Annotated in this window: 27 protein-coding genes; 13 read left to right on the plus strand and 14 right to left on the minus strand. The window is 60.1% G+C overall.

Translation table 11 applies throughout. The annotated features are described in order from the left end of the window. Positions 1-74 precede the first annotated feature (74 nt). From AB1781_06585 to AB1781_06600, 4 genes are read left to right on the plus strand one after another with little or no spacing between them, the layout of a single operon-like run. Positions 75-1799, plus strand: a complete 1725-nt coding sequence (locus AB1781_06585) for a long-chain fatty acid--CoA ligase (protein MEW5704239.1) — start codon at positions 75-77, stop codon at positions 1797-1799. Further along, positions 1796-2935, plus strand: a complete 1140-nt coding sequence (locus AB1781_06590) for a thiolase family protein (GenBank protein MEW5704240.1) — start codon at positions 1796-1798, stop codon at positions 2933-2935. The genes AB1781_06585 and AB1781_06590 overlap by 4 nt, the downstream gene beginning before the upstream one ends. Beyond that, a complete protein-coding gene (locus AB1781_06595; GenBank protein ID MEW5704241.1) occupies positions 2932-5259 on the plus strand; it encodes a 3-hydroxyacyl-CoA dehydrogenase NAD-binding domain-containing protein in 2328 nt (775 codons plus the stop codon). Before AB1781_06590 ends, AB1781_06595 begins: the two co-directional genes overlap by 4 nt. A 24-nt stretch (positions 5260-5283) precedes the next feature. Continuing rightward, positions 5284-7701: an acyl-CoA dehydrogenase gene (locus AB1781_06600; protein ID MEW5704242.1), complete on the plus strand. Its 2418-nt coding sequence runs from the start codon at positions 5284-5286 to the stop codon at positions 7699-7701. A 17-nt stretch (positions 7702-7718) separates the two neighbouring features. Here the strand turns inward: AB1781_06600 and AB1781_06605 are convergent, their stop codons facing one another. Both AB1781_06605 and AB1781_06610 read right to left on the minus strand, forming a co-directional pair. Continuing rightward, positions 7719-8270, minus strand: coding sequence for a carboxymuconolactone decarboxylase family protein (locus AB1781_06605; GenBank protein MEW5704243.1), 552 nt, complete (start codon positions 8268-8270; stop codon positions 7719-7721). Between the two features lie 206 nt (positions 8271-8476). Beyond that, on the minus strand, positions 8477-8689 hold the full coding sequence (locus AB1781_06610; GenBank protein MEW5704244.1) for a hypothetical protein: 213 nt from the start codon (positions 8687-8689) through the stop codon (positions 8477-8479). A gap of 275 nt (positions 8690-8964) precedes the next feature. Here AB1781_06610 and AB1781_06615 point away from each other — a divergent pair, with 275 nt between their 5' ends. Next, positions 8965-9495, plus strand: a complete 531-nt coding sequence (locus tag AB1781_06615) for a rhodanese-like domain-containing protein (GenBank protein ID MEW5704245.1) — start codon at positions 8965-8967, stop codon at positions 9493-9495. 10 nt (positions 9496-9505) lie between these two features. Continuing rightward, positions 9506-10681 carry a methyltransferase domain-containing protein gene (locus AB1781_06620; GenBank protein ID MEW5704246.1) on the plus strand — a complete coding sequence of 392 codons (1176 nt, stop codon included), beginning with the start codon at positions 9506-9508 and terminating at the stop codon, positions 10679-10681. 16 nt (positions 10682-10697) lie between these two features. Here AB1781_06620 and AB1781_06625 read toward each other — a convergent pair whose 3' ends face one another. After that, positions 10698-11171, minus strand: a complete 474-nt coding sequence (locus AB1781_06625; protein ID MEW5704247.1) for a MarR family winged helix-turn-helix transcriptional regulator — start codon at positions 11169-11171, stop codon at positions 10698-10700. 233 nt (positions 11172-11404) lie between these two features. Here AB1781_06625 and AB1781_06630 point away from each other — a divergent pair, with 233 nt between their 5' ends. The 3 genes from AB1781_06630 (at position 11405) to AB1781_06640 (ending at position 14783) form a co-directional block, all read left to right on the plus strand. Further along, complete coding sequence (locus tag AB1781_06630) at positions 11405-12283, plus strand: hypothetical protein (GenBank protein ID MEW5704248.1); 879 nt, start codon at positions 11405-11407, stop codon at positions 12281-12283. Between the two features lie 125 nt (positions 12284-12408). Beyond that, the gene (locus AB1781_06635) at positions 12409-13314 is read left to right on the plus strand and encodes a DUF3179 domain-containing protein (protein ID MEW5704249.1); all 906 of its coding nucleotides are present in this window, start codon (positions 12409-12411) and stop codon (positions 13312-13314) included. Between the two features lie 197 nt (positions 13315-13511). After that, positions 13512-14783: a DUF1329 domain-containing protein gene (locus AB1781_06640; GenBank protein ID MEW5704250.1), complete on the plus strand. Its 1272-nt coding sequence runs from the start codon at positions 13512-13514 to the stop codon at positions 14781-14783. A gap of 80 nt (positions 14784-14863) precedes the next feature. Here the strand turns inward: AB1781_06640 and AB1781_06645 are convergent, their stop codons facing one another. Beyond that, entirely contained in the window at positions 14864-15502 is a 639-nt protein-coding gene (locus tag AB1781_06645) for a cytochrome P460 family protein (protein ID MEW5704251.1), read from the minus strand. 207 nt (positions 15503-15709) lie between these two features. Then, positions 15710-16831: a hypothetical protein gene (locus tag AB1781_06650; GenBank protein MEW5704252.1), complete on the minus strand. Its 1122-nt coding sequence runs from the start codon at positions 16829-16831 to the stop codon at positions 15710-15712. 297 nt (positions 16832-17128) lie between these two features. Between AB1781_06650 and AB1781_06655 the strand changes: the two genes are divergently transcribed. Further along, the gene (locus tag AB1781_06655; protein ID MEW5704253.1) at positions 17129-17785 is read left to right on the plus strand and encodes a hypothetical protein; all 657 of its coding nucleotides are present in this window, start codon (positions 17129-17131) and stop codon (positions 17783-17785) included. A gap of 92 nt (positions 17786-17877) precedes the next feature. Here the strand turns inward: AB1781_06655 and AB1781_06660 are convergent, their stop codons facing one another. The 6 genes from AB1781_06660 to pqqA form a co-directional block, all read right to left on the minus strand. Continuing rightward, positions 17878-18258: a cytochrome c family protein gene (locus AB1781_06660; GenBank protein MEW5704254.1), complete on the minus strand. Its 381-nt coding sequence runs from the start codon at positions 18256-18258 to the stop codon at positions 17878-17880. A gap of 127 nt (positions 18259-18385) precedes the next feature. After that, on the minus strand, positions 18386-19474 hold the full coding sequence (gene pqqE / locus AB1781_06665) for a pyrroloquinoline quinone biosynthesis protein PqqE (protein MEW5704255.1): 1089 nt from the start codon (positions 19472-19474) through the stop codon (positions 18386-18388). Then, on the minus strand, positions 19471-19758 hold the full coding sequence (pqqD, locus tag AB1781_06670; GenBank protein MEW5704256.1) for a pyrroloquinoline quinone biosynthesis peptide chaperone PqqD: 288 nt from the start codon (positions 19756-19758) through the stop codon (positions 19471-19473). Before pqqD ends, pqqE begins: the two co-directional genes overlap by 4 nt. After that, positions 19755-20495: a pyrroloquinoline-quinone synthase PqqC gene (gene pqqC, locus AB1781_06675; GenBank protein ID MEW5704257.1), complete on the minus strand. Its 741-nt coding sequence runs from the start codon at positions 20493-20495 to the stop codon at positions 19755-19757. The genes pqqD and pqqC overlap by 4 nt, the downstream gene beginning before the upstream one ends. Beyond that, entirely contained in the window at positions 20492-21427 is a 936-nt protein-coding gene (gene pqqB / locus AB1781_06680) for a pyrroloquinoline quinone biosynthesis protein PqqB (GenBank protein ID MEW5704258.1), read from the minus strand. Before pqqB ends, pqqC begins: the two co-directional genes overlap by 4 nt. A 59-nt stretch (positions 21428-21486) precedes the next feature. Continuing rightward, positions 21487-21570: a pyrroloquinoline quinone precursor peptide PqqA gene (gene pqqA, locus AB1781_06685; GenBank protein ID MEW5704259.1), complete on the minus strand. Its 84-nt coding sequence runs from the start codon at positions 21568-21570 to the stop codon at positions 21487-21489. Positions 21571-21683: 113 nt separating this feature from the next. On the opposite strand from pqqA, the gene AB1781_06690 reads away from it, so the two are divergent. The 3 genes from AB1781_06690 to AB1781_06700 all read left to right on the plus strand — a co-directional run bounded on the left by AB1781_06690 (position 21684) and on the right by AB1781_06700 (position 24192). Beyond that, entirely contained in the window at positions 21684-22685 is a 1002-nt protein-coding gene (locus tag AB1781_06690; protein ID MEW5704260.1) for an ABC transporter substrate-binding protein, read from the plus strand. A gap of 77 nt (positions 22686-22762) precedes the next feature. Beyond that, complete coding sequence (locus tag AB1781_06695; protein ID MEW5704261.1) at positions 22763-23437, plus strand: ABC transporter permease; 675 nt, start codon at positions 22763-22765, stop codon at positions 23435-23437. Next, entirely contained in the window at positions 23434-24192 is a 759-nt protein-coding gene (locus AB1781_06700) for an ABC transporter ATP-binding protein (protein MEW5704262.1), read from the plus strand. Before AB1781_06695 ends, AB1781_06700 begins: the two co-directional genes overlap by 4 nt. On the opposite strand, the gene AB1781_06705 is transcribed toward AB1781_06700, so the two are convergent. Genes AB1781_06705 through AB1781_06715 form a run of 3 tightly spaced genes read right to left on the minus strand, consistent with a single transcriptional unit; the run spans position 24189 to position 26702 of the window. Next, the gene (locus tag AB1781_06705) at positions 24189-24992 is read right to left on the minus strand and encodes an ABC transporter permease (GenBank protein MEW5704263.1); all 804 of its coding nucleotides are present in this window, start codon (positions 24990-24992) and stop codon (positions 24189-24191) included. The two genes, AB1781_06700 and AB1781_06705, sit on opposite strands and share 4 nt — an antisense overlap. Further along, positions 24989-25747 carry an ABC transporter ATP-binding protein gene (locus AB1781_06710; GenBank protein ID MEW5704264.1) on the minus strand — a complete coding sequence of 253 codons (759 nt, stop codon included), beginning with the start codon at positions 25745-25747 and terminating at the stop codon, positions 24989-24991. The genes AB1781_06705 and AB1781_06710 overlap by 4 nt, the downstream gene beginning before the upstream one ends. Then, positions 25734-26702 carry a PQQ-dependent catabolism-associated beta-propeller protein gene (locus AB1781_06715; GenBank protein ID MEW5704265.1) on the minus strand — a complete coding sequence of 323 codons (969 nt, stop codon included), beginning with the start codon at positions 26700-26702 and terminating at the stop codon, positions 25734-25736. The genes AB1781_06710 and AB1781_06715 overlap by 14 nt, the downstream gene beginning before the upstream one ends. Positions 26703-26725 lie beyond the last annotated feature (23 nt).

Genomic DNA, 26725 nt, shown 5'->3' on the forward strand with positions numbered 1-26725 from the left:
CGAACGTGATAATCCTTTCATTAACGCCGGCCATCTTAAAATAGACTCAAACTGTCCGGATGGAATAACAGCCCATGGGATCGGAAACACATACTCGAGACAATCGGCGCGGCAAAGTTGCCGGCAGGGAGGCCGACAGTGCTCCGCTTTTTTCCCTGATGGACGAGGCCGTTGCCGGGTTTCCCGATTGCCCTTGTCTCGACTTTCTCGGCAAGTCCTATTCCTACCGTGAGGTTGGCGCGCTTGTTGACCGCGCCGCGAAAGGATTCCAGCGTCTCGGTGTGAAACGCGGCGTCAAGGTCGGCCTCTTCTTGCCGAACACGCCCTATTTCGTCATCTGCTACTTCGCAATCCTGAAAGCGGGCGGGACGGTGGTCAATTTCAACCCGCTCTACGTCGAGCGGGAGATCATCCAGCAGATCGAGGATTCGCAGACGGAGATCCTGGTGGTTCCCGATCTTCACCTGCTCTACGCCAAGGCGGCTAAAGCGCTGGAAGATTCCTGCCTTGCAAAGATCGTTTTTTGTCGCATGCAGGACATACTTCCTCCCTTGAAGGGTTTTTTGTTTTCACTCTTCAAGCGAAGCGCTATTGCGAAGATTCCATCGGACTTGAGGCACATTTCCTTCGATGCGCTGATCCGGAACGACGGCAATTTCAAGCCGGTTGCGATCGAGCCCGATAAAGACGTCGCCGTCCTTCAATACACCGGCGGCACCACAGGGTTGCCCAAGGGCGCCATGCTGACTCATCGCAACCTCATGGCGAACACCCGGCAGGTTGGGAAGGTGGTCGAGGGAATCCATGACGGGCCGGAAAAAATTCTGGCACTGCTGCCGTTTTTCCATGTTTTCGCCATGACGGTCGTCATGAACCACGGCATCGCCTCCGGCTCCGAAATTGTCCTTCTGCCGCGCTTTGACATAAAGCAGGTCTTGAAAACGATCGCCGCCAAACGGCCAACCGCCTTCCCGGGCGTTCCCACCGTCTATACGGCGATCAACCACCATGCGAAGACGTCGAAATACGACCTTTCGAGTCTCAAGGTCTGCATCTCCGGCGGCGCGCCCTTGCCCGTTCAGATCAAGAAGGATTTCGAGACGCTCACGGGCTGCAACCTGGTTGAAGGGTATGGCCTGACCGAAGCTTCCCCGGTGGTGACCTGCAACCCGATTGACGGCCTCATCAAGGCAGGCTCCATCGGCCTTCCTCTGGTCGACACGGCGGTTGAAATCCGCTCGTTGGAATCACCGGAGAAGGAAGTCCCGGTGGGTGAGTCCGGCGAGATTTGCGTGCGCGGTCCCCAGGTCATGCTCGGCTATTGGCGGCGCCCGGAGGAAACGGCCGATGTCTTCCGTGGCGGTGTCCTACACACCGGCGACGTTGGCTATTTCGACGAGGACGGCTACATCTTCCTGATTGACCGGCTGAAGGATGTCATCCTTTGCAGCGGCTACAACGTCTACCCGCGGGTGATCGAAGAGGCCATCCACCTCCATCCTGCCATCGACGAAGTAACGGTGGTCGGCGTTCCGGACGATTACCGCGGGCAAAACCCGAAGGCGTTCGTCAAGTTGCGGGAAGGAGCAAGGCTGACCGAGCAAGAACTGCTCGATTTCCTTGCCGATAAGCTTTCGCCGATCGAAATGCCGAAGTTCGTCGAATTCCGGGATGAATTGCCGAAAACTATGGTCGGCAAGCTTTCCAAGAAGGAGTTGGCGGCCGACGAAATGGCGAAGTACGCCGCCAAGGCGGAAAATCGGGAAACCGGCCGGAAAACAGATAGGGAAACGTCATGATCAACGTTGTCATCGCGGGGTATGTGCGGTCTCCCTTCGCTCTTGCAAACAAGGGCGCGCTCGGGAAAGTCCGACCGGACGATCTTCTCGCCCAGGTCATCAAGGGGCTGGTCGAAAAGACAAAAATTCGCCCGGAAGACATTGAGGATCTGATCGTTGGGTGCGCCTTCCCGGAAGGTGAGCAGGGGCTGAACATCGCTCGTCTCGCCGTTTTCCTGGCGGGTCTTCCGATCACGGTTTCCGGCGTGACGGTGAACCGTTTCTGCGGCTCCTCGATGCAGGCCATTCACATGGCGGCGGGTGCTATCCAGATGAACGCGGGCGAGGCCTTCATCTGCGCCGGGGTCGAATCGATGACCCGTGTTCCCATGGGGGGCTTCAACCCGCTTCTTAATCCAGGCCTCTACGAATCCTATCCCCAGGCCTACATCTCGATGGGGGAAACGGCCGAAAAGGTCGCTGCCCTCTATCGGCTTTCCCGCCAGGAGCAGGACGCCTTTTCGGTTGCGAGCCAGAAGAAGGCCGCGGCCGCACAGGCCGCCGGCAAGTTTATCGACGAGATCGTGCCGATCCAAGGCAAGGAAGGCACGGTCGTGAAGGACGGCTGCATCCGGGCCGAGACGACACTGGAAGCGCTCGCCGGTCTGAAACCCGCCTTCGACCAGGCCGGCACGGTGACCGCCGGCACCGCGTCCCCGCTAACGGATGGGGCTTCTGCCGTTCTCGTCTGCAGCGAGGCCTATGCCAACAAGGCGGGCCTCGCGCCGACCGCCAGGATCAAGAGCATCGCCACGTCCGGCTGCAAGCCGGAGATCATGGGCATCGGCCCGGTCGGCGCGACGAAGAAGGCGCTCCAGCGCGCGGGTCTTTCCGCCGGCGACCTCGACGTCATCGAGCTGAACGAAGCCTTCGCCTCCCAGGCGCTTGCCAGCATCCGGGATCTTGGCCTCGATGAGGCCCGGATCAACCTCGACGGCGGCGCCATCGCACTCGGTCATCCCCTGGGCGCCACCGGTGCGCGCATCACCGGCAAGGCGGCCCAGCTTCTGAAGCGGGAAGGGGGCCGCTACGCCCTTGCCACCCAATGCATCGGCGGCGGCCAGGGCATCGCCACCATTCTGGAGGCCATGCCATGACGGCGATCGAAAGGGTCGCCGTCATCGGTGCCGGCGTCATGGGTTCCGGCATCGCCGCCCAGGTGGCGAACGCCGGGAAAGAAGTCTTGCTGCTCGACATTGTGCCGAAGGGGGCCGACAACCGGAACGCCATCGCCGAGGGGGCGATCGCCCGGATGCTCAAGACCGACCCCGCGCCCTTCATGCACAAACAAAACGCGAAGCGGATCACGCCCGGCAACACGGAGGACCATCTCGACCGCTTGGCCGAATGCGATTGGATCATCGAGGCCGTCATCGAGAAGCTGGACATCAAGCAGGACCTCTACCGCCGGATCGAGAAGGTTCGAAAACTCGGCGCGATCGTTTCTTCGAACACTTCGACCATTCCGCTTTCCGTTCTCACCCGCGACATGCCGGAAAGCTTCCGCCGCGATTTTCTGATCACCCATTTTTTCAACCCCCCTCGTTACATGCGTCTTCTCGAAGTCGTCGCCGGCAAGGAAACGCGGGCGGAAGCAGTTTCGGCCATGCGCGCCTTCGCGGATATCGCGCTTGGAAAAAGCGTTGTCGATTGCAGGGACACGCCGGGCTTCATCGCGAACCGCATTGGTACTTTCTGGCTTCAGTGCAGTGTCGTGGAGGCGATGGATGGCGGGCTTGCGATCGAGGAGGCGGATGCCGTCGTAGGTCCACCCATGGGATTCCCCAAGACCGGCGTCTTCGGGCTTCTCGATCTGGTCGGGCTCGACCTCATGCCCCACGTCCTGAACGGGCTGGCGGATGCACTGCCGAAGGAAGACGCCTTTCAGGCCATCTATCGCAAACCCGAGATGATCGAACGGATGATCGCCCAAGGCTATACCGGCCGGAAGGGAAAGGGCGGGTTCTACCGCATCGATAAAGCGTCCGGCAAAAAGGTCAAACAGGCGATGGACCTGCAAAGCGGCGAATACCGGCGGGCGGCGAAGCCGAAATTTACAAGCGTCAAGACGGCCCGCAAGCAAGGCTTGCGGGCAGTCGTCGAACACCCCGACAAGGGCGGCCGGTACGCCTGGCGCGTGCTTTCGCAAACCTTGAGCTACGCCGCTTCCCTGGTGCCGGAGATCGCCGACGACATCGCCGCTATCGATGAGGCCATGCGGCTTGGCTACAATTGGAAGCAAGGCCCCTTCGAGATGCTCGACAGGCTAGGCCCCGCCTGGTTTAGCGGAAGGCTTGCGGCCGAGGGTCTTCCGGTTCCGCCCTTTCTTGCGAAGGCGGGCCGCCGTTCCTTCTACCGGGTGGAGAACGGCCGGCGTCAACGCCTGGCGCTGGACGGGACCTATCGCGACATGGTCCGGCCGGCCGGTGTCGTCATGCTGGCCGACATCAAGCTTCGTTCGAAGCCGATTGTTGCGAACCGCTCGGCGAGCCTCTGGGACATCGGCGATGGCGTGGCCTGCCTCGAATTCCATTCCAAGATGAATTCGCTCAACCTCGGGATACTCGCGATGGTTCGCAAGGTCGCGGCGCTGGTGCCGGGTCGTTACAAGGCGCTTGTCGTCTATAACGAAGGCAGCAATTTTTCGGTCGGCGCCAATCTGGCGTTGCTGCTGGTTCCCGCCATGCTGCGCTTGGCGCCCTTGATCGGTTGGATGGTCGGCCGGGGACAGCGGGCGTTCAAGGCGCTCAAATACGCGCCCTTCCCTGTCGTCGGCGCGCCCTCCGGCATGGCGCTCGGCGGGGGTTGCGAGGCGCTCCTGCATTGCGACACCATCCAGGCCCATGCCGAAACCTATATGGGTCTTGTTGAGCCCGCCGTCGGGCTTATCCCCGGCTGGGGCGGCTGCAAGGAGATGCTGACGCGCTGGTGGGTCAAGCCGCACCGTCCCGGCGGTCCGATGCCGCCGGTCGCCAAGGTCTTCGAGACGGTCAGCACGGCGACCGTCGCGAAATCGGCGGCGGAGGCGAAAGCGTACCTTTTCTTGCGGCCCGAGGATGGCATCACCATGAACCGCTATCGGCTGCTGGCCGACGCCAAGGCCAAGGCGCTCGCGTTGGTTGCCGGCTATCGGCCGCCACTGTCGGTTGCGCTTGCGCTGCCGGGGCCAAGTGCCCGGGCGGCGATGGAACTCGCCGTTCACGACTTTCGCCGGCGCGGGCTTGCGACCGCCTACGACACGGTGGTGGCCGGCGCTTTGGCCGGGGTCTTGAGCGGTGGCGCGACCGACGTTACGGAAACCCTAGGCGAGGACGACCTCTTGACGCTCGAACGCAGGGCCTTCACTCGCCTTGCCTGTCGCTCAGGCACCGTCGCGCGCATCGTGCACATGCTGAAGACCGGGAAACCGCTGCGCAACTGAACCAATCACCAAAAGGACGCCGCCATGGAAACCTTGCTGGTAGCATTCGGTATAACCCTGCTTTTAGGCTTTCTCTATGTCGGGAAAGGCTATTGGGCCTGGGTTTCCTTCGGCGCGGCGCTGTTGCTCGCCTGGTTTGCGGCAAGCCCGGAGCCCGCCACCCCTTTCGGCATCGTCGCGGGCCTTTTCTTCGCCGTCGCCTTTCTTTTCGGGCGTTCCGCGCTCCGCCGTCCGGTCGTTTCGTTGCCTGTCATGCGGTTCATGGGAAAGGTGCTGCCCAAGGTGGGGGATACGGAACGCATCGCGCTCGAAGCGGGAACCGTGTGGTGGGATGGCGAGATCTTTTCCGGCAACCCCGACTGGCAGAAGCTTATCCGTTTTCAGTCGCAACCGCTGACGGAGCGGGAGCGCGCTTTTCTCGACGGGCCGGTCGAAGAGCTTTGCGCCATGCTCGACGACTGGGAGATCGCTCAAGGGCGGGATGTCCCGCCGAAGGTTTGGGACTTCCTGAAGCAACACCGTTTTCTGGGCATGATCATCCCCGAGGCGTATGGCGGGCTCGGCTTCTCGGCCATTGCCCATTCCGCCGTCGTCACGAAGATTTCCAGCCGAAGCGGTGCCGCCGCCGTCGTCGTGATGGTGCCAAATTCCTTGGGCCCGGGTGAGCTTCTTCTCCATTACGGAACGGAAGAACAAAAGAACCATTACCTGCCGCGCCTGGCGCGGGGCGAGGAAATCCCCTGCTTCGCGTTAACCGAGCCGACGGCGGGAAGCGACGCCGCTTCCATGACCAGTTCCGGCACTGTCTGCCGCGGCACCTATGAGGGAAAGGAGGTGCTTGGCATCCGCTTGAACTGGCGAAAGCGCTATATCACGCTTGCTCCCATCGCCACGGTCGTCGGGCTTGCCTTCCGCTGTTACGACCCGGACGGCCTTCTCGGGAACGAAAAAGACCTCGGTATCACCTGCGCCCTCATCCCCAGAAGCTTGCCGGGGATCGAAATCGGCGCCCGCCACGATCCGATGGGGGTGCCGTTCCCGAATGGGCCGGTCTTCGGGAGGGACGCGTTTATCCCGCTCGACTTCGTGATTGGCGGCCGGGACGGCATAGGCCATGGCTGGCGGATGCTGATGGAAAGTTTGGCGGCGGGGCGTTCGGTTTCGCTCCCTTCGCTTTCGATCGGCGCGGCCCAGATGGCGACCCGTGTCGCCGGCGCCTACGGGACCGTCCGCGAACAGTTCAACCTGCCCATCGGCCGTCTCGAGGGTATCGAGGAACCGCTCGCCCGGATCGCCGGCTTTACGTACCTGATGGATGCTGCGCGAAAATTAACCTGCGGCGCCGTGGATGCCGGCGAGAAGCCGGCCGTCCTTTCCGCCATCGTTAAGGCATATCTCACCAATGGCATGCGGGGTGTGCTCAACGACGCGATGGATATTCGGGCCGGTGCGGAAATTTGCCGTGGGCCGAAGAACATTCTGGGACGCGCTTTTACGGCCGTTCCCATCGCGATCACGGTCGAAGGGGCGAACATCCTGACCCGCTCGCTTATCGTCTACGGCCAGGGTGCCGTGCGCGCCCACCCCTTCGTTCGCGAGGAGATGGAAGCCGTGGCGGGCCTAGACCTTGCTCGTTTCGACCGCGCCTTCTTCGGGCACGTCAATTTTGCGTTTCGGAATCTTGCTCGCGCCTTCTTGCTGGGCGTGACTGGCGCGCGCTTTATGGCGGCGCCGGTTTCCGGTCCCTCGGCCGATTACTACCGTACGCTGACTCGCCTAAGCGCCGCCTTCGCCCTGATTTCGGATGCCGCCCTTGCCATATTCGGTGGCGACCTCAAGCGTCGCGAGAAGGTCGGCGGCCGTCTGGCCGATGCGTTGGCCTGGCAGTACCTGGCCGCGGCTACCCTCAAGCGCTTCGAGGACGAAGGGCAGCCCACCCGCGACACGGCGGTCATGCGCTGGTCGGCAGAGCTCGCTCTCGCCAAGATCGAGACGGCGTTGTGCGAGGTTCTCGATAACCTTCCCAGCAAACCGATAGCCGTGTTCTTGAGGCTTGCAACCTTCCCGTGGGGGAGGACCCTGCGTCCGCCGCGGGATACTCTCGGCGGCGAGGTTGCGGCGGCCATTCTGGACGATGGCGAACTGCGCCGGCATTTGACATCCGATATCTACATACCCTCCAGCCAGGAGGAAGGGCTGGGTGCGCTAGAGGCAGCGCTCGTTAAAATCGTCGCGGCGCAGCCGGCCAGGGCGAAACTCAAACGGGCGTTCCGCGAAGGCCGCCTGCAAGGCGATTCCGCCGTCGATCGTGAAGCGGCCGTCACGGCCGGAATCCTCACCGAGACCGAACGGCGAGAGCTGGATAAGGCCGACGCGGCGCGTGAAGCGGTCATCCAGGTCGACGTGTTCGCGCCCGGCGACTACGCCTCGCTCAAGGGGTAGGGGAAGGCTTCCCCGTCTCAGGCCACTTTCGACCACGCCGCCTTCGCGAAGGCGGCATCGAGAGGCGTCTTCGCCATGTGGTTGGTGTAGTTGGAAAGCGTCTTCATGCCGACGCCAAGGATCACCTCCAGGATCGTGGCCTGCGTGTAACCGGCCGCGAGAAAAGATCGAACCTCTTCCTCCGACGGCCATCCGCGCGAGCGAACGACGGAAACGGTGAAGGCGCGCAACGCCTCCAGTTTTTTATCGGGTATGGCAACCCCATTCCGGAGCGCTTCGATAACTTTACTTGGCACTTCCTTCATCTCGGCGATGACGCTATGGGCGGAAACGCAGTAGATGCAGGCGTTTTCCAGGCTCACCGAGAGCAGAACAACCTGTTGTTCGGTGGGGCTCAACGACGTTTCCGAGAAAAGCGACCCAAGCGTTGTGTAAGCCTTCAATAGCGCCGGAGATTCCGCCATGATGCCAAGCAGATTCGGAACGAAACCATAGGCCTTCTTGGCCGTCTCCAAAACCTCCCGCGCTTTCGCGGGGGCCGTTTCCGGTGTGTGCACCTTGTAGGCCATCGTCCTCACTCCTTTGGGTTTATACGCGCCGGCCCTTTGCCGGGCTTCGATTGGATATTGGATGCCGGTCGGGAAGCAGCCGTTTCAGATAAACGAAATCCACGTTCGACGCCGCGGACAATTTGTGGGTTCATCCTGAGACGCAAACCGAGCATGGGTGTGAAAAAAACAACCAGCCTCCATCGCGCCGGAAACTTGATGGGGGTCTAGAGCGAAAAAGCAGGGCTTTCCATGGCCGCTTCCTCGGCGGCCATCTCGTTCGCCTCGCAAGAGGCGCAAAGGTTGACCAGTCTTCCCCCGCAGGGGCAGTCCTCGATGTCGGGGTCTGGGTGGTGGGCCAGGATGCGCGCGGTCGAGGCTGCGACCTCGATTCCGCTCTGAAGGCAGATCTCACAGAGATCCTTTTTCTCCGGTGACATGCGATCCTCCAATGTTGGTGTATCTTGTAAATACACGCTTATCAGAATAGCGTAAGAAAAGAAGACGGGGAAGGGCCGGGTTGATTGGTACGGATTTTCGCCAAATCCCGCCGCATTTAAAAAGCTTGGCTAGCAACTCGGTTCGGGTTGCCATCTTTTGCTAGAGTAGGCTTCGGGAGCCTCGGTTTCCTGGAGGCGGCGAATGAAAGCATGAGAAGTTTAATGATTTCCCGATTCAGATTTACGATTGTGGCGGCCATTTTCGCCATCCTGTGGTGGCTGGTGGCGAATTATTTTTAGAGTCCGTTTCAAGCGTTCTGGGAAGTAAGCTTGTGCCCAAGCGAAGGAAGAGATTTCTAAAAAAGGGAATTTTTTTGGTTTCCCTTTTTTTCGCGGTTACGGGCCTTGCCGCTGTCTATGCGGTGAAGAACGAAATCGCGGGCTGGAGCATTGTTCCGAACATATCCCCCCAATCGCTGGCGCGGGAACTCGCCATTCGGCAGAAAGACATCGTGCTTTTTGACGTCAGGACAGAGGCTGAATTTTTGGGAGGCCATCTAGCGAATGCAATTCGGGTTGATCCCGCCATCAAAGACGAGGCATTCCTGCGAAGGTATGGCGATCGACTTGCGGGAAAGACGGTGGTCTTTTATTGCAGAACAGGGGTGCGTAGCACGCGGCTTGCCTACCGCATCGAGGAAAATCTGAAGCGCATGCGCCTTGCGGAATTTTATAACCTTGCGGGAGGCGCCTACCGGTGGAAGGCCGAAGGGAATCCAATCGTGAAGGCAGATGTCGATGAATAAGGAAAATGCCATGAACGCCATAAACGCGAACACAATGACGTTGGATAAAGACCGCGAGGTCTTGAGGCGTTACGCCGCTGCCTCGAAAGCCCGTGAGGAGGCGCTTTGCTGTCCGACGCAATACGACACTGCTTACCTGAAGGTGCTGCCTCGGGAAATTCTCGAACGCGACTATGGCTGCGGCGATCCCACGCCTTACGTCCGCGAGGGCGAAACGGTCCTCGATCTCGGCAGCGGCAGCGGCAAGACCTGCTACATACTTTCCCAGGTCGTGGGACCGAAGGGTTGCGTGATCGGCGTCGACTTCAACCCGGACATGTTGGCCTTGGCGGAAGGGTACCGGGCGGGAATCGCCCGGCGGATCGGGTGGGACAACGTCACCTTCCGAAGGGCGCGGATTCAGGATCTGCGGACGGACATCCCCCGTCTTGAGGCAAGAATCGCCGAGCATCCGATCGCAACCTATGCGGATTACGATGCCTTCGAGGCCTTTCGTCACCAGGCGATGGAAACGCCGTTGGTTGCGGACGACAGCGTGGACGTCATCGTTTCGAACTGCGTCCTGAATCTCGTCCATCCTGACGAGAAGAAAGACCTCTTTCGGGAAATGTACCGGGTTCTGAAAGTGGGCGGCCGCGTTGCTATTTCCGATATCGTCTCCGACGAGGAAGTGCCCGCCCATCTGCGGGAGGATGCCGAACTTTGGTCCGGCTGCGTTTCGGGCGCCTTTCAGGAAAGCGCCTTCCTGCGCGCCTTCGAGGAGGCGGGTTTCCACGGGATCGCGATCGAAAAGCGCGACGCGCAACCGTGGCGGACGGTCGAAGGAATCGAATTCCGCGCCATGACCGTGACCGCCCACAAGGGGAAAGAGGGCGCCTGCTGGGAGCGCCATCAGGCGGTCATCTACAAGGGGCCGTGGCGGGAGGTTCGGGACGACGATGGACACGTCCTTCGCCGTGGCGTGTCGACCGCCGTTTGCGACAAGACTTACCGGATCTTCACGTCCGAGCCTTACCGGAACGAAATTTTTCCGGTGTCGCCGCGGGTGGATATCCCGCTTGAAAAAGCCACCCCTTTCGATTGCGCCCGCGCCGCTCCGCGTCATCCCCGGGAAACGAAGGGCATGGGCTACGCCGCCACGACGGACGCCGCACCGGTCTGTGGGCCGGGAGGAAATTGTTGCTGACGGCGTACCTTCGGCTTCAGGCCGGCTCGGCCAAAGCCTGAGCATGTGAGGTGATGGCGGCCAGGTCAGCCACCACGCCCTCGCACTGGCCGGCTTTCATCCGCTCGGCCAGCTTGGCTTGCGCCTTCGCCCAAAGAGGCAGCGCTTGCTTGATTCGCTTCATGCCCTTTGCCGTTACGGAAAGATGCTTCCGGCGCTCTTTCGATTTAGCCTTTACTTGGATCAAGCCTTCCCGTTCGAGGGGATGCAAGTTCCGGGAAAGGGTGGAAGGGTCCATGGCCATGTCCCGGGCAAGAGCGGAGATCGTCGGCCGGTCCGCGATCGCGATGCCAACCAGAATAGCCATTTGGTTGGCGGGCAGGTGGGCTGGCGCCAGCGCCTCGTCGTAGAACCGGGTCACCGCCCGCGCCGAACGGCGGAGATTGTGGCAGACGCAAGCGGCCCGCGTTTGAATGAGCTGCTCGCGATCCCTGTGATTGAGCTTTTCCATTCTCCGTTCCCCCGCCCATGAGTGGGTGAAAAATAAGGAAAGTCAATCGGTTCCGCAACGCCCTTACGTGACGCCACAGGCGGCGCGGGGGCATTTCTCACGAATCCGTGATGCGACGAAATTCGCCACGCAGGCATCTAAGGTAATAAGGCGGAACACGCTTGGCCAGGATGCAGGCTGGCGCTGGCTCCCATTCTTTTTCGGAAGAAACCCATTGGGATCAGGAGGATAGGATGCACGAAAGTTCCCAGAAGTCTTTGAAATCCATGTTGCTTTCCGGCACCGTTCTTCCTCTGTTGGTGGGGGCCGGCGTCCTCGCCACCGGGATAACGGCCGGCGGCCTTTCGGCCCGGGCGGCGGATCAGCTCGCGGGCTATTACGACAGCAAGAAAAAGAACCCCTGCGCGGCGAAGAACCCCTGCGCGGCGAAGAACCCCTGCGCGGCGAAAAGCTGCAATCCGTGTGGTCCGTGTGGGGCCGCTGCCGCGGGGCCGAAGCTTTCGGACAAGGAAGCCGCCGCCCATTACGAGAAGAACCGCAAGGCGACGGCACAGGCCTATCAAAAATCCGGCCTTTCCTATACGTCGGAATACCAGAATTGGAAGCGCTACAACACGGTTCCTTATATCTCCGCCACCCATGGCGAGCGCTATGTAAACAACTACGCGAATGAAAAGGCTGCCGCGTATGGCAAGTTCGAAAAGGCGGGCAAGCTTCCCAAAGGTTCGATCCTTGTGAAGGACAGTTTCATGAGTACGGGGATGAAAGGCTGCCATCCCTGCAACCCGTGTGCGGCGAAGAACCCTTGCGCAGCGAGAAATCCCTGTGCCGCCAAGAACCCTTGCGCGGCAAAAAGTTGCAACCCATGCAACCCGTGCGGTGCCGCCTCGCAGTCCCCGATCGGGCCGCTTTTCGTCATGGAAAAGATGGGGGCCGGCTTCAACGCCGAAACCGGCGATTGGCGTTATACGATGGTGTTGCCGAACGGCCAAATCTTTGGAACGACAAACGGCAAGAATTCCGACAAAGTTGAATTTTGCGCGGCCTGCCACGCGGCGGCGGAAGACTATGATTATCTATTCTTCCTCCCTGAAGAGTATCGAAAAAGGTAAGGGTCAAACCGAACCAGGGGTACGCCATGCGACGAAAAGGAGGGGTTCCGCGGTTAGTAGTGGGTGCTTGCCTTCTTGGCATATTGTTTGCCTGTGGGTTGGCGCAAGACGCCGTTGCTAGCGATGTGAGAAAGTGGCGGGCGGAATGGCCGCGCACGGATTTTGCGAAAACCGCGATCGATTTTGGGGAAATCGCTTCCGGCGGGCCTTCGAAGGACGGTATCCCGGCCATTGATAATCCAAAATTTGAGCCCATCGCCGCGATCAAGACGCTGGGTGAAGAGGAACCGGTAATCAGCGTAACGATCGGCGGTGAAACGCGTGCCTACCCTCTCCAAATCCTGATATGGCACGAAATCGTCAACGACCAGATTGGAACGGTGCCAATCACCGTCACTTACTGCCCGCTCTGCAACTCGGCGGTCGTCTTCGATCGGAGGTTGAAGGGCAAGACTCTTTCCTTCGGCACGACGGGCAAGCTCCGCCGGTCGGACCTCGTGATGTACGATCGCCAGACGGAAAGCTGGTGGCAGCAATTTACCGGCGAGGCGATTGTGGGCGAGCTTACCGGCGAAAAACTTGCTTTTCTTCCCTCCCGGATCGAATCCTTTGCGCGATTTCGCGAGCATGCTCCGAAGGGAAGCGTGCTGGTCCCGAATTCTCCCCGCATGCGGGCGTATGGCCGCAACCCTTACGCCGGGTACGACGGCAGCCAGTTTCCATTCCTCTACCGGGGCGATCTACCGGAAAAGGTGGCACCGTTGGAGCGTGTCGTTTCGGTCGGCAAGGAGGCGTGGAGTCTGAAACTGTTGCGGGAACGGCGAAAGGTCGTTGTCGGGGATTTGATCCTTACCTGGGAACCCGGTCAGAACTCGGCGCTGGACGCCGAGCGCATCCGTGACGGCCACGACGTCGGAAACGTCACCGTGCAGCGGAAAACCGCGACCGGCCTGGAGGATGTCGTTCACGACATCGGTTTTGCCTTTGCCTATCACGCATTCCATCCCGATGGCGTGATCCACGCCGATTGAACGGTGCGCGGCCTCTATACGGAGGTTCCTTGGGGGCCCGTCCCGGTAAGCCGTTCGCTGCGGGTTGAGGCCAAGGCTTATCGGGAAAGCCGCCCCGCCGAAACGGAAGCATGTCCAACGCCCCTCCCTGGCGCATCTAGCATTTTTCTGAACTCTTTGTATGCTAAAGGGTTCCAAGATTGATAAGGGGGGGACGGATGTTGGCAGAAACAAGAGCGATTTGGGGGGTGGCCGTCCTTGCCGCGGGGATCCTGCTCGGTGCGCCGGCTCGCGCCGAGGAAGTGCCCGATGGAACGATCGTCAGTGCCGAAAGTCTCGATTCCCTGCTCGATAAAACCTTCGAGGGGGCAACTATCCAAAGCCTTATTTCCGAGCACTTTCAGTGGCAGATCCGCGAGAAGGGTCTGACCATGAAGCTCGCGCATTCAAAGCCCCATCCAAAGGACCCAAAATGGGTGGCGGCCACAAATCTTAACCGTGGGAAGGTAACGTTAGACGTTGCAACCCGTCAGGTGGAAGGATGGGAAGCTGGCGTTCCTTTCCCCGACATCGATCTCAACGACCCGCAGGCCGGTCTCAAGATCATGTGGAACGTCTATTTGGGCAAGGCGCAGGGCGACAGCCAGGAATACCCGCACACGGTGGTTGCTCTCGTGAATGAAAAAACGGGGCTTGAGCGGCTCCAGAAGCAGTTCGTTAAACGCGTTTTCGTGCGGGGTGCGTTGCGCCGCGGCGAGGGGGTGGGAGAGGATAAACGAATCCTCGAAAAGACCCTGACCGTTCTGACCGCGCCTCAGGATCTCAAGGGGAACGGGTTGGTTCTTATCCGCTATGTGAACGGCGATCCGGACTGGCTATTGGCCTATGCCGTGGCTGCACGCAAGGTCCGACGCTTTTCCGGGGACTTCTGGATGGATCAGCTGGGGTCCACGGATCTTTTGACGGATGATCTGATGATCATTGGCGCGCACCCGACCTGGTACCCGGAATTCAAGGTGATCGCGAAAAAGAAAATGCTGGTGATCGCCAATACCTCCAAGCCTTTCTGGAAAAAAGACGCCCACACCCCGCGGGAACAATTATCCCTTTTCGATCTGGCTAATCCGCCTCATTGGAACCCGGTCGATACGTGGGAACCTCGCGACGTCTATGTTGTTGAGGCAAAAACACCGGAACGGCATCCCTATAGCCGGAAATTGCTTTATATCGATGCGGAATTCTTCACCCCATATCTGGGGGAGTTCTTTACACCGAAGGGCAATCTCTGGAAAACGGCGATCCAAGGCTATCACGTCTTTCCGACGGAGAACGACCCGAATGGCGTGGTTCTATGGCCAGGTTGGTCGGCGACCTTCGATTTCCTCATCGGGCATGCGACCATCTTGATGACGGACGACGGCCTGCGGTTTAACACCGACATTGATCCCGAGCAGATCAATTTAAACGCCGTAAAAAAAGCGAAGTGGTAAACAAAACAATGGCCGGGCAGCGCGTGTTGCGCTGCCCGGTTTTTCTTTAGGATTCTCCGGCAATTGCTTCCCTGCGCCGGCTATTTTGGGCGGTATTCTTCCGGGGTGTAGAAGATGTGATCGTCTTTCTCGGCCACTTCGTGGCAATTCATACAAAAATCTATGTTCTTTGCCCCCGGTCCTTTCGTCGTGCCAAACAAGGTTCCCCCTGGCCAGATCATCGTGAAGCGCCAATCGCCGCTTGCTTGGTTGAAACCTTTCTCCATTTTTTCCATGATGAAAAGCGGCCCTACGCAGGCGATAACGCCGGGGGGGGTCTTTTCACCAAACACGACGTCACCGGTCAGGCAGGCGTCCGACACCATGAAGCTGTCCCTCACCAGGATGGCGCCCTTCGGCAACGGTCCGCCCTTTTCGAACAGGCCATAGCCGCTCGCTTTCTCATTCCCATAGGTGTTCACATAGCGGGCACCGTGCGTTCCGGAAAGGAAGGGGGCGGAGTTGAACCGCTGCCAGCCCATGTAGGTGGCCGCAATGGGATTGCCGCCGGCCTGGTAGCTATCCACCATGGCTCGACGGAGCGCGTCGTATGTTTTCTCGGCTTCCTCCGGGGTCGCCGGCTCTTCCGCGCGCGGAGAGCCGGGAGTGGTTATGAGGAGCGTAAGTAAGAAGCCGGCATAAAATAGGAATTTTGACGACTTCAGAAAAACGGTACCCATCGGACGCCTCCTTCTATCTTCACCTTTGTCTTTTTTTGATGAAGATTCGAAAATCTAGAGATGGGTAGTATCTTGGATGAAACCGCCGCTTCCAGAGTTGATTTAAATCAACTCACGGCTAGCGGCGCCCTCTCAAGGATGGGGCAAAAAAAGGGGAGCGCCGAAGCGCTCCCCAATGCGTGATTCCGTGCGAACGTACAGACAGGACTAGAAATAAATCTTCTTCTTGTACTCATCGGGAATATTAACAAGGTAAGCAGACCTCACGCCTTTTTCTTTCGTGATATCCTGAGCCTTGCCCTTGTCGTCGATTCTCGTGAATTTCCAGTCGCCGGTCGCGGCGTTGAAGCCTTTCTCCATCTTCTCCATGATGATCAATTCGCCAGCTTTCCAATTAGCGGAGGAACCCGTGCGGTTCGCATCGCCATGGAAGCTATCCAGCACCAGAATCGTTCCAGCCGGCATTCGGTCGAAGTTACCCCACTCCTCCACCTTGTCGTTCGAATAGAGGTTGATGTAGTAATCGCCTACGAAGGCGTCGGTATGAAAGGGAACGACATTATAGCGTTTCCATTCGGTGTATTCGGAAACGACCTCGTTGCCGGAAGTTTCCCACTTCTCGATCATCTTGAAGAGAACAGCGTGGTAGAGCGCATTCGCTTCTTTCTTGGTGAGTTTGTTCTGCGCTTCGAGAGCGGCCTTTTCTTCCGCCGACATCAGGTCTTCGCGGCCCACGACTTGACCGCGCACGACCGGTGATTCAATGGCGTTGACGACCAGCGCGTCTCCTTCGCGGTGGACGACGATTTCCCAGTAAAGTCCGGTCGCGAAAAGCGACGTCACGGCAAGAACGAACAAATCATAGTTGAACGGCTGGCCGGGCCGCACGCGTTGCGCATGGTCTTCGCCAAGGATATAGCGTTTGGCGAAACCTTCCGCGAGAAGGTCAACGCCCTCGACCTGGACATCTTTAATGATCTCGCCGTCCTTGAAGGGCCAGCCCTTCGGCGCATAGAACGTGCCGGGGTTATCCACCGGGTCCGGGTAGAAGCGGTATTGATTGGGCTCTAGCTTTATGAAGTTCTGACGTGCGGGATTCCCGTCGAACGTCGAATTGACGACATTGTATTCATGTCCGCCCCGCATGAACGCCGGTGGCGCGTCCTTTCCTTCGGCAATTTGTTCGAAGGGAAAGAAGGGTACGTGAACGGTTTCCGCCCTGGCAGATGCGCTCATGGCGAATGCGGCGGTCATCATGACGCCGGTTCCAACCATCAATGGAAGGATCGCTCCGGACGACAGAAGGGACTTCACAAAACTTGAACGCATGGTGTGTTTCCTCACTGTCCTTAAATTTCGATTTGAATATTTTACGTTTTTTGTTGCTAGCGCCCCCTAGGCACCTTGAATTGCTTAACATATTTTCAACTGAACGGAAAATCCAGTTATTATCATCTGCCTTCTGCCGCCGACGCCTTTGGACTTAAGGCGCGCCAGTTTTTTTATAACATATTGATTTTAATGAAGAAATAATATTAACCTTTTCGTGCGCTTGGAGACCTAGGGCCCTCTTTTAGAATGCAACGGAACGCCCGACATCCGATTTCCCGACCCCGGCTTAAGGCCATGCAAGCGGCCGGGCGGGAAGTCCTCGAATACCACCGCCTTCTCGACAAGACGGACGACAATATCGTCGGCGAATTGCTTCGCGGCCAGGGCACTTTCTATCAATGGAACCACTACCCCGAGGGGGACGCCTTCGATGCGGAAACCCATTCCCAGTACTACTACCATGCGCACCGAGGGGATCGGGAGGAACACGGCCACTTTCACACTTTTCTACGGCCGCAAGGCATGCCGGCGGGCATCCGGCCGGCGCCTTTGTCCGATCTTGCACTGCCGGAGGGCGAGAACGCGGCCCTCAGTCACCTGGTTGCCATTGCCATGGACGACTATGGCTATCCGATCAGCCTTTTCACCACGAATCGCTGGGTGACGGGCGAGGTTTGGTACGCGGCGAAGGACGTTTGCCGGATGGTGAAAGTCTTCAAAATGGATCAGGCGCGCCCCTCCTTGCCGGTTAACCGCTGGATCACGGCCATGCTTCGATTCTTTGAGATGGAAATCTTCGATCTCGTTGCACGCCGAGACGTTTCCGTCCGCGCGTGGCAGGAAAAATATCCGGATCGAAACGTTTACGAGGATCGGGCGCTCGAGATCACTTCCGAGATGCCGATTTCCGTGGAGGACAGGCTCCGCCAAATCGAAGAGATGCTCCGATAGCCACTTTCTCTCCTTTTTAACGGGGGCTCTCACGAAAACGGCGCCGCGTCCTTTTCGGGCGCGGCGCCGTCAGGCAAGCATAGCGGGTAAGGCTACTTTGCCGCTTGTTTCAAATAGGCGATCAGATTCTCGCGGTCGTCTTCCTTCTTCAGGCCCGGGAAGGCCATCTTGTTGCCCGGAACGACTGCTTTCGAGTCGGCAAGATACTTCGAGAGGGTCTCCGCGTCCCAGGTGATATCGGCTTTTTGCATCGCGTCCGAATAGCTAAAGCCTTCCGCCATTCCCGATTTGCGGCCAAAAATGCCGGCCAAGGACGGGCCCACCTTGTGCTTGCCCGCTTCCAGCGTGTGACAGGCCATGCATTTTTTGAAAACCTTCTCGCCCTTTGCCGCATCGCCGTCGGCCAGGGCAGACCCGCTGGCGAGGACGCCGAGGAAGGCAACGGCAAGACCTAGAAACTTCGATACTTTCATCTATTTTCTCCAGAACGTTCGAGGCCCGTAAAACCGGCCGACAGTATCCAAAAGATATAAGCGCCTTGCAACCCATTCCCCGTCGCTTGTAGCCGGAATAGGCCATTTTTGGCCGCGCGCTAGCCGTCTAGCTGCCCATCCGGCGGTAGCGGAAGGGTGGGGGCTCGCGAAGGGTCTCGCTTGCCGCCAGCTCTTGCATGCGGTGGTGCTCCGGGGAAAGTTCGCAGACCGGGTCGGTGTTGGCGGCGTTGCCCGTCAGCAGCAGGGCTTGGCAGCGGCAACCGCCCCAGTCGACCTCGCGCCGGTCGCAGGACCGGCAGGGTTCCGGCATCCAGCCGGTGCCGCGGAAACGCCGGAAGGCTCCCGATTCTTCCCAGATGTCGGCAAGGCTCTTCTCCCGGACGCTCTCGAAACGAAGGTCCGGGATCGTCTCGGCGGCGTGGCAGGGGAGCGCCCTGCCCGAGGGGGTGACATTCAGGAATTGGTTGCCCCACCCGCCCATGCAGGCCTTCGGGTATTTTGCGTGATAGTCCGGCGGAACGTAATCGATGGCGAGCACGCCGGTCAGGCGTTCCTTGGCCTCGGCGGCGACGGCGTTTGCCGCTTCGAGCTGCTCGCGATCGGGCAGAAGTGCTGCTCGGTTGGCGATAGCCCAGCCATAGTATTGGGCATGGGCAATCTCCAGCCGGCCGGCGCCAAGCTCAAGAGCCAGGGCGATCACCTCGCTTAAGCGCTCCAGATTTTGGCGATGGAAGACGCAATTGATTGTAAGCGCAAGGCCCGCCTCGCGCACGCGACGGGCGGCCTTGAGCTTCTTTTCATGCGCACCGGGAGACCCCGCGACGCGATCGGCGGGCCCGGCGGTTGCGTCCTGAAGGCTTAGCTGCACGTGTTCGAGGCCGGCTTCGGCAAGGGCCGTCACCTTTGCTTCGTCCAGGAGGATGCCGGAAGTGATCAGATTCGTATAAAGTCCAAGCGCGCTTGCATGTCGAACAAGGTCCGAAAGGTCCTTGCGAAGAAGTGGCTCGCCCCCGGAAAAATGGACCTGATAGACGCCAAGCGAAGCCGCTTCTTCCAGCACGCGGCGCCATTCCTCCGTCGCAAGCTCGGTTTTGGCGTCCTCGAGGGCAACCGGGTTCGAGCAATAGGGGCACCGCAGCGGGCAGCGATGCGTAAGTTCCGCCAACAAGGCAAGCGGTGGCGAAGGTGGCTTCATGGGACGAGGATCCCTTCGTCTGCGAGGCCTTGCAGAAGCTCCAGAACGTCCTTTTCGATCGTCTTGCGCGAAGCTTGGTAGCGCTCGGCGAGTCCCTCGATCATCTCGCCCACCGAAACCTTTCCATCGCACAGCTTCAAGACTTCGATGGCGATCTCATCCGGCACGTAAAGCCGCTCGGGCGCCAGCACGACCCAGCGGTCGCGCTTTTCATCGAAACGAAGCCGGACGTGGGGGGTGAGCCGAGGCTTTGATTCGCCCTCCAGCAGGTGCCGCCCGTTCATGGGTTCTCCTGCGGCCGGAAGGCGCCGGGGGGCACCTTGCCGGGTTCGACATAGGCGTGATGCAGCGCGTCGAGCTGCGCCCATAGCATGTTGCACTTGAAGCGCAGCGCCTGCAAAACACCGGCTTGCGTTTCCGCCGTTCGCGCTTCCCGCTTGACGTAGTCGAGGGTGAAGTCGGCGTCCCGTGTCGCCTGGTCCAGACGCTTGCGGAAGTAGGCAAGCGTTGCCTCGCTGACGAAGTCATAATGTTCCAGCATCCCGGCGATACGCTCGCGGTGAATTTTCGGCGCGAAGAGTTCTGTAAGCGAAGAGGCGATTCCTTCCAGAAGCGGCCGTTCGCGAACGAAGTGGACGTACGCCTCGACGGCGAACTGCGTGGCCGGCAAGACCCCTTTCATGGCGACAACGTCCTCGCGGGCTAGGTCAAGCCCGTCCGTAAGTTTCAGCCAGCGCGCGATGCCGCCCTCGCGTTCCGGCGTGCCGTCGTGGTCCTCGATGCGTACGCGCCAGGTGCGCCGCAAGGCCGGGTCCGTCATCCGGGAAAGTAAGGTGGCGTCCTTGATCGGGATATGCGCCTGGTAGCAGTAGCGGTTGAGGGCCCAAGCCTGCACCTGGCCTTTCCGCAGTTTTCCGCCGTGGAGAAGGGCGTGGAAGGGATGCTTGTCATGGTAACGCTCCTCCCCGATCGCGCGAAGCGCCGCTTCCAGCGCCTCCGGTGTCAAAGGGGGGCCGCTCACAGCCGGATCTCCATCCCGTCTTGGGCCACTTCCCAGCCTTCCCCCGTTGCGATCGCGCGTTCGGGCGAATCCTCTATCAGCACGGGGTTCGTGTTGTTGATATGCACGAAGACCTTCCGTTTCACCCGTAGCGGTCGGAAGGCAGCAAGGGTTCCGTCTTCGCCCGAGATGCTCATATGACCCATCCGTTTGCCCGTCTTGGCGCCGACCCCGGTCGCGATCATTTCATCGTCTTGCCAAAGCGTTCCGTCGAAGCAGACGAGCGGCGCTTCGCGCAAGCGTTCCGCCAGCCCCTCCGGGAAGGCGGCGCAGGCGGGGATGTAATAAAAATAGCTGTCCTCGGCCGCGGATGCCACTCGCAGGGCGATCGTGTCTTCCGGCACGCTTCCGAAATTGGGTCCGGCTTTTGGGTTCTCCAGATAAAGTGCGACCTTGCCGGGGACGGTGAAGGCCTCGACCACGAGGCCGGAAGGCTCGCCCGCGGCATTCTCGAGCGGCATCGGCAAATCCAGGGTAAAGGTTTTCCGCTGGACGAACGCTGGGTTGAGCGCATGGAAAACGCGGTTCGCGGAAAGCGTCTCCTGCACGCGGTTCGTCGCGTAAAGGCTTAAAGGCTCGCTCTCGCGAAGGGTCAGAAGTCCTGCGATATGGTCAATGTCGGCGTTCGTCACGAGGACGCCGCCGATTGGGCTTCCCCGCTTTTTTTCGTCCGCCGGGTGCAGGGCAGGGTTGTCGGTTATCTGCTGGCGAAGGTCGGGCGAGGCGTTGAGAAGGAACCATGGGCCCTCATCCGCCCGCACCGCCAAGGAAGACTGCGTGCGCGCACGCACCCTTTGATCGCCTAGGCGCGCACGCCGGCAGATCGCGCAATTGCAGTTCCACTGAGGGACGCCGCCGCCGGCCGCCGATCCCAGGACGAGAATCTGCAACACCCGACGCCTCCTATTTTGGGTGGTTCCTTGTGGATCGTGTAAAACTTAAAGGGGTGAGATCAGCCTTCCGCGCAGGCGTACGCGTTGATCTCAAGGCCGATGCGGATCATTTGGATCCGAGGCTTTCTCCACCGCTTCCGCATATCCGTTTCCTTTGGCCGTGTTATCTTTTCGTTTCCGACAATTCCATGCAAAGTATGACCTTTCCACGCCGAGGGAGGCAAGGGCTTTGTCGAAGGCGAGAAAGGGCGTCGTAATGCCGCTATGGCAAACCATTTGGAAACCGGCCGCGGCCTTTCTTGCCAGCGCGTTCGCGTTGCTTGCCGCCCATGCCGCCGCCGCGGAAAAGGCTTCGCCGATCCGCCTTGCCGTGCTCGAATATGGCTCCCTTGCCTGGGAACTTGAGGTGATCGCGCACCACGGGCTTGACCGGAAGCACGGATTCGCGCTTGAGCGTGTGGGCCTTGCCGGCACCCAGGCCTTGCAGGTGGCGCTTCAGGCGGGCCGGGTGGACGTCGTCCTTTCCGACTGGCTATGGGTTTCCAGGGTTCGTCAGGGAGGGTCCGACGTCACCTTTGCACCTTATGGCGCCTGGGCGGGCGGGCTTGTCGTACCGGCGGACTCTTCAATTGGGTCTTTCGCCAGCCTTCGCGGTCGCCGCCTGGGCGTGGCGGGTGGGGCGATCGACAAGAACTGGCTTCTTTTGCAAGCCGTGGCCGCCAGGGAGGAAGGGATGCAACTTGCCGAGGCAGGGGACGTCGTCTTTGGTGCCCCGCCGCTTTTGCGATCGGAACTGGAAGCCGGCCGTGTGGACGCCGTGCTTACCTATTGGCAGGACGTGGCGATGCTGGAAGCGAGCGGATTTCGTAAACTTACCGACACCGAGGCGGTTGCGAAGCGCTTGGGCATTGATCGCCGTGTCCCCTTTCTGGGTTACGTCTTTTCGGAAAGCTGGGCGGAGCGAAATTTCGAGGCGGTGCGGGGTTTCCTCGCCGCCTCCCGCGAGGCGAAGGCGATCCTTCGTGAATCGGATTCGGAATGGGACCGGATCGCCCCGCTTACCCGGGCGACAAATGCGACCCAGCTTCATGCCGTGCGGGATGCGTATCGACGGGGCCTTCTCGAACACTGGGGAAGCGAGGAACGCCGATCCGCCCATGCTCTCTTCCAAATTCTTTCGGAAATCGGCGGGAAGGCGGTGACGGGAGGGTACGACGCCCTTGCCGCGGGAACGTTCTGGGAAGGGGACCGTTTTTGAACAGGACCCGGTGGAAGGAAATTGGCCTACGACTTGCTTCCTTTCTCCTCTTGCTTCTGGCCTGGGAGCTGGGCGCGATGGCGCTCGGCAGCCGCCTCCTGCCGCCGCCGGGTGCCGTTCTTTTCGTCCTGATCGAGGGCACGCAGAGCGGCGAAATTCCCCACCACATCGCCATTACACTTGCCCGCGTGGCGGCAAGCTTCGTGCTGGCCATGGCGATCGGGTCCGCTATCGGCATTGCAATGGGGCGTTCTCCTCTGCTTGACCGCCTGTTCGACAGTTGGCTCGTTATTTTCCTTAACGTGCCGGCGCTGATCGTCATTCTGTTGGCCTATGTTTGGTTCGGGCTGGTCGAGGCGTCGGCGATTCTGGCCGTGGCGGTGAACAAGATTCCGAACGTCGCGGTCACCTTGCGCGAGGGAGCCCGCGCCCTTGATCGCGACCTCCTCGAAATGGCGCGGAGTTTCCGTCTTGGTCCCTTCCGGATGCTTCGCCATGTCATCCTGCCGCAACTTTCACCCTATTTTCTGGCGTCCGCCCGATCGGGTTTGGCGTTGATCTGGAAGATTGTCCTCGTCGTCGAGCTGCTTGGGCGCAGCGACGGCGTCGGCTTCCAGCTGCACCTCTATTTTCAGTTGTTCGATGTCGCTTCGATCCTCGCCTACACGGTCGCTTTCATCGCCATCGTGCTGGTAATCGAAATGGTGGCGTTTCGCCCGCTTGATCGTCTGGCGTTCCGGTGGCGGCGATGAGCGGGATCGAGGTTGCTGTTCGTACGAAACGGTTTCCCGACCCCGACGGCAAGGGGATGCGCGAGATCCTGGGCGGTCTTCGCTTCGCCGCCGGCGAAGGGGAATTCTTGGCGATTCTTGGCCCCTCCGGCTGCGGCAAGACAACGCTTCTCAATCTGATCGCCGGCCTCGATCCGGCTTACGAGGGAAGCGTGCGGTTTTCCACCGCTTCCGGCAGGGCGTCCCCGGTCATTGGCTATGTCTTCCAGAGCCCGCGCCTGCTGCCGTGGCGGACGGCCCGCGAGAACGTGACGCTCGCGCTCGAACGGCCCGAAGCGAAGGCGGATCTTATCGACTCGCTGCTTGAGGACGCCGGCTTGACGGCGTTCCAGGATGCCTACCCGGAAAAACTTTCCCTCGGCCAATGTCGACGTGCGGCGATCGTGCGGGCCTTTGCCGTCGAGCCGGATTTGCTTTTGATGGACGAACCCTTCGTCTCTCTCGATGCGCCGACGGCCGGGCGGCTTCGCCGCCTTCTGCTGGAAATCTGGGGGGCAAGGCCAACCGCGGTGCTTTTTGTCACCCATGACACGGACGAAGCGATCGCGCTTGCCGATCGCGTGCTTGTCCTCTCTGGATCGCCGGCTGCCGTGCTGGCGGACGTTGCGATTACCGCGCCGCGATCCGAGCGCGCCGACCCCACCGTCCTTGCAACGTTCCGAAACCTGCTTCTCGAAGCCCGTAACGCGGGTTCCGAGGGCGGCGAAAGGGCTTAAATCCCCGTTTTCCTCTGCATCATGCCGCGCGCCGGGTTATAGCCGAGGACGGCAAGCGCCAGGAACGCGGCAAAGACGGCGGCGGTAACGCCAATTGCCGCCAGGTTGGCTTCACCGTAAAGGGCGAAGCGAATCATTTCGACGGCGTGGGTGAAGGGGTTGAAGCGACAGATCTCGTAAAGCAGGACGCTCGATTCGCGCATCTTCCAGAGTGGGTAAAGCGCGGACGACAAAAAGAACATCGGAAAGATAACGAAGTTCATGACACCCGCGAAGTTTTCGAGCTGGCGGATGGCGGAGGAAAACAACAAGCCAAGCGCGCCAAGCATGAGGCCCGACAGGACAAGGGCGGGCAATAGGGCAAGGTAGCCGAGGGCTTCCGCCTCGATCCCGAAGAACCAGGCGATGCCGAGGAAAGCATAGACCTGCAAAATAGATACGAAAGTCCCGGCCGCCAGCTTGCAGACCAGCAGGTACCAGCGGGGAAGCGGGCTGATGAGCAGCGTGCGCATGCTGCCCATTTCCCGGTCGTACACCATGGAAAGGGAGCTTTGCATCCCGTTGAAAAGCTGGATCATGCCGATGAGGCCGGGAACGATATAGACCTCGTAGGTGATATAGGTCTCATAGGGAGGGAGGATGGCGAGCCCAAGTACGGCCCGAAACCCCGCCGCGAAGACGAGAAGCCAGATAAGGGGCCTGACCAGCGCGGCGAAGAAGCGTTCACGCTGGTGTACGAAGCGCAGCGCCTCCCGGGTAAGGATGCCGAGGAAGCAGCGTAGGTAATGGCCACCGTTCATGCCGCCGTTTCCTTAGCTGTTAGTTTCGTGAACGCTTCCTCGATCGTACGACCACCCGCCGCTGCCGTTACTTCCGCGCCCGCGCCCTGCGCCCGGACCCGGCCTTCGTGCAGCAGAACGATCCGGTCGTTCGCCGCGATCTCGTCGATCAGGTGGGTTGCCCAGAGGACGGCGATGCCTTCTTTTTCGCTAAGCCGGTGCACGTGCTCGACGATGGCGCGGCGCGTCGGCACGTCAAGCCCGACCGTCGGTTCGTCCAGCAACAAAAGGCGCGGCTGATGAAGAAGGGCACGGGCGATCTCGACCCGTCGCCGGTGTCCGCCGTTCAGGGCGCGGACCTTTTCGTTCTGGCGGGCAGCCATGTCGAAGCGGCGAAGCTCGATTTCGATCCGCGCCAGCGCCTTCTTCTTTTGCATTCCGCGAAGGGCGGCATGGTAGAGAAGATTCTGGCGCACCGTCAGATCGAGGTCGAGCGTGGGTTGCTGAAAAACCACTCCCATGGCGGCAAGGGCCGGCAAGGGATCCTTGCGAAGGTTGAAGCCGTTCACCCAGATGGCGCCCTCTTGCGTGTCGTAAAGCCGCGTGATGAGGGAAAAAAGCGTCGTTTTCCCGGCGCCGTTCGGGCCCAAAAGCACGGTGAAGCTGCCCGGCGCGATGGCAAAATGGATTTTTTCGAGCGCCGGCCTTGCGCCGTAACGGAAGTCCACCCCTTCGACGTAAAGGGCGGCGTCTTTATTTGCGTTAAGGTCCGACATCGACCCCCCAAGGGAAACGGCCCGTTGGAACGGATTTGCGCACCTTCAGCGTTGCGACATCGATGAAGGAAACGTCGTTGCTGGCGCCGTTCGTCGTATAGAGCCACTTCTCGTCCGGCGAGAAGGCGAGATTCCAGACCCGGCTTCCGACCAGAAGATATTTCTCCACCTCGTAGGTTTTGCGGTTCACGACCGCGACGTGGTTCGCGGGGCCAAGGGCTATGAAAGACCTTTCCCCTTTCGCGCCATGGGCGATGCCGACCGGCTGGACTTTTGCGTTTTCGATTCCGGGAATCGCGAAGGTGATCCTTTGCGTAATCTTGCGGGAGGCGGCGTCAAGGACGCTCACGCTGCCGCCGATTTCGCTGGAAACCCAGACTTCCCTCGAATCCGGCGTGAAGGCCGCCCGCCGCGGGCGGCTGTCCACCGGCACGTTGCCGATAACGGTGTTTGTTTTCGCATCGATCCAGTGGGCCATGTTCGTTGTCTCGGACGTGGCGACCACCCACCGTCCGTCCGGGCTTGCGCCAACGCCTTCGGGCTCGACGCCGACCGGTATCTCGGCCACCGTCTTGCGCTTCTCCACATCGACGACGGTGACCAGGTTGTCGTCTTCGTTCGAGACATAGAGAAGCCGGCCGTTCGGATGCAGGGCAAAGGTTTCCGGGTTTTTTCCGGAAGGCAAGCTATGCGTGACTTTCCCGGTCTTCAAATCCAGGGCCTGGATCGCGTGGTCGTCGCTGGCGCAGATATACAGCGTCTTCTTGTCATGGCTGAGGACGATCCCGCGCGGGCGATGGCCGACGGTGACCGTTTGCTTCAACACACCTGTCTCGCCATCGAGGATGGCAATCGTGTCGTCCTTTTCGTTCGAAACGTAAACGGTAATGGCCGCAGCGGGTGAAACGAAAAGCGCGAAGGCAAGGTTCGCCACGATGGCCGGAAGGTGTTTCATGGCGATACGTTTCTCCTTTTCCT

The sequence above is a fragment of the Pseudomonadota bacterium genome, assembly GCA_040752895.1.
In the GTDB taxonomy this organism is placed as follows: Bacteria; Pseudomonadota; Alphaproteobacteria.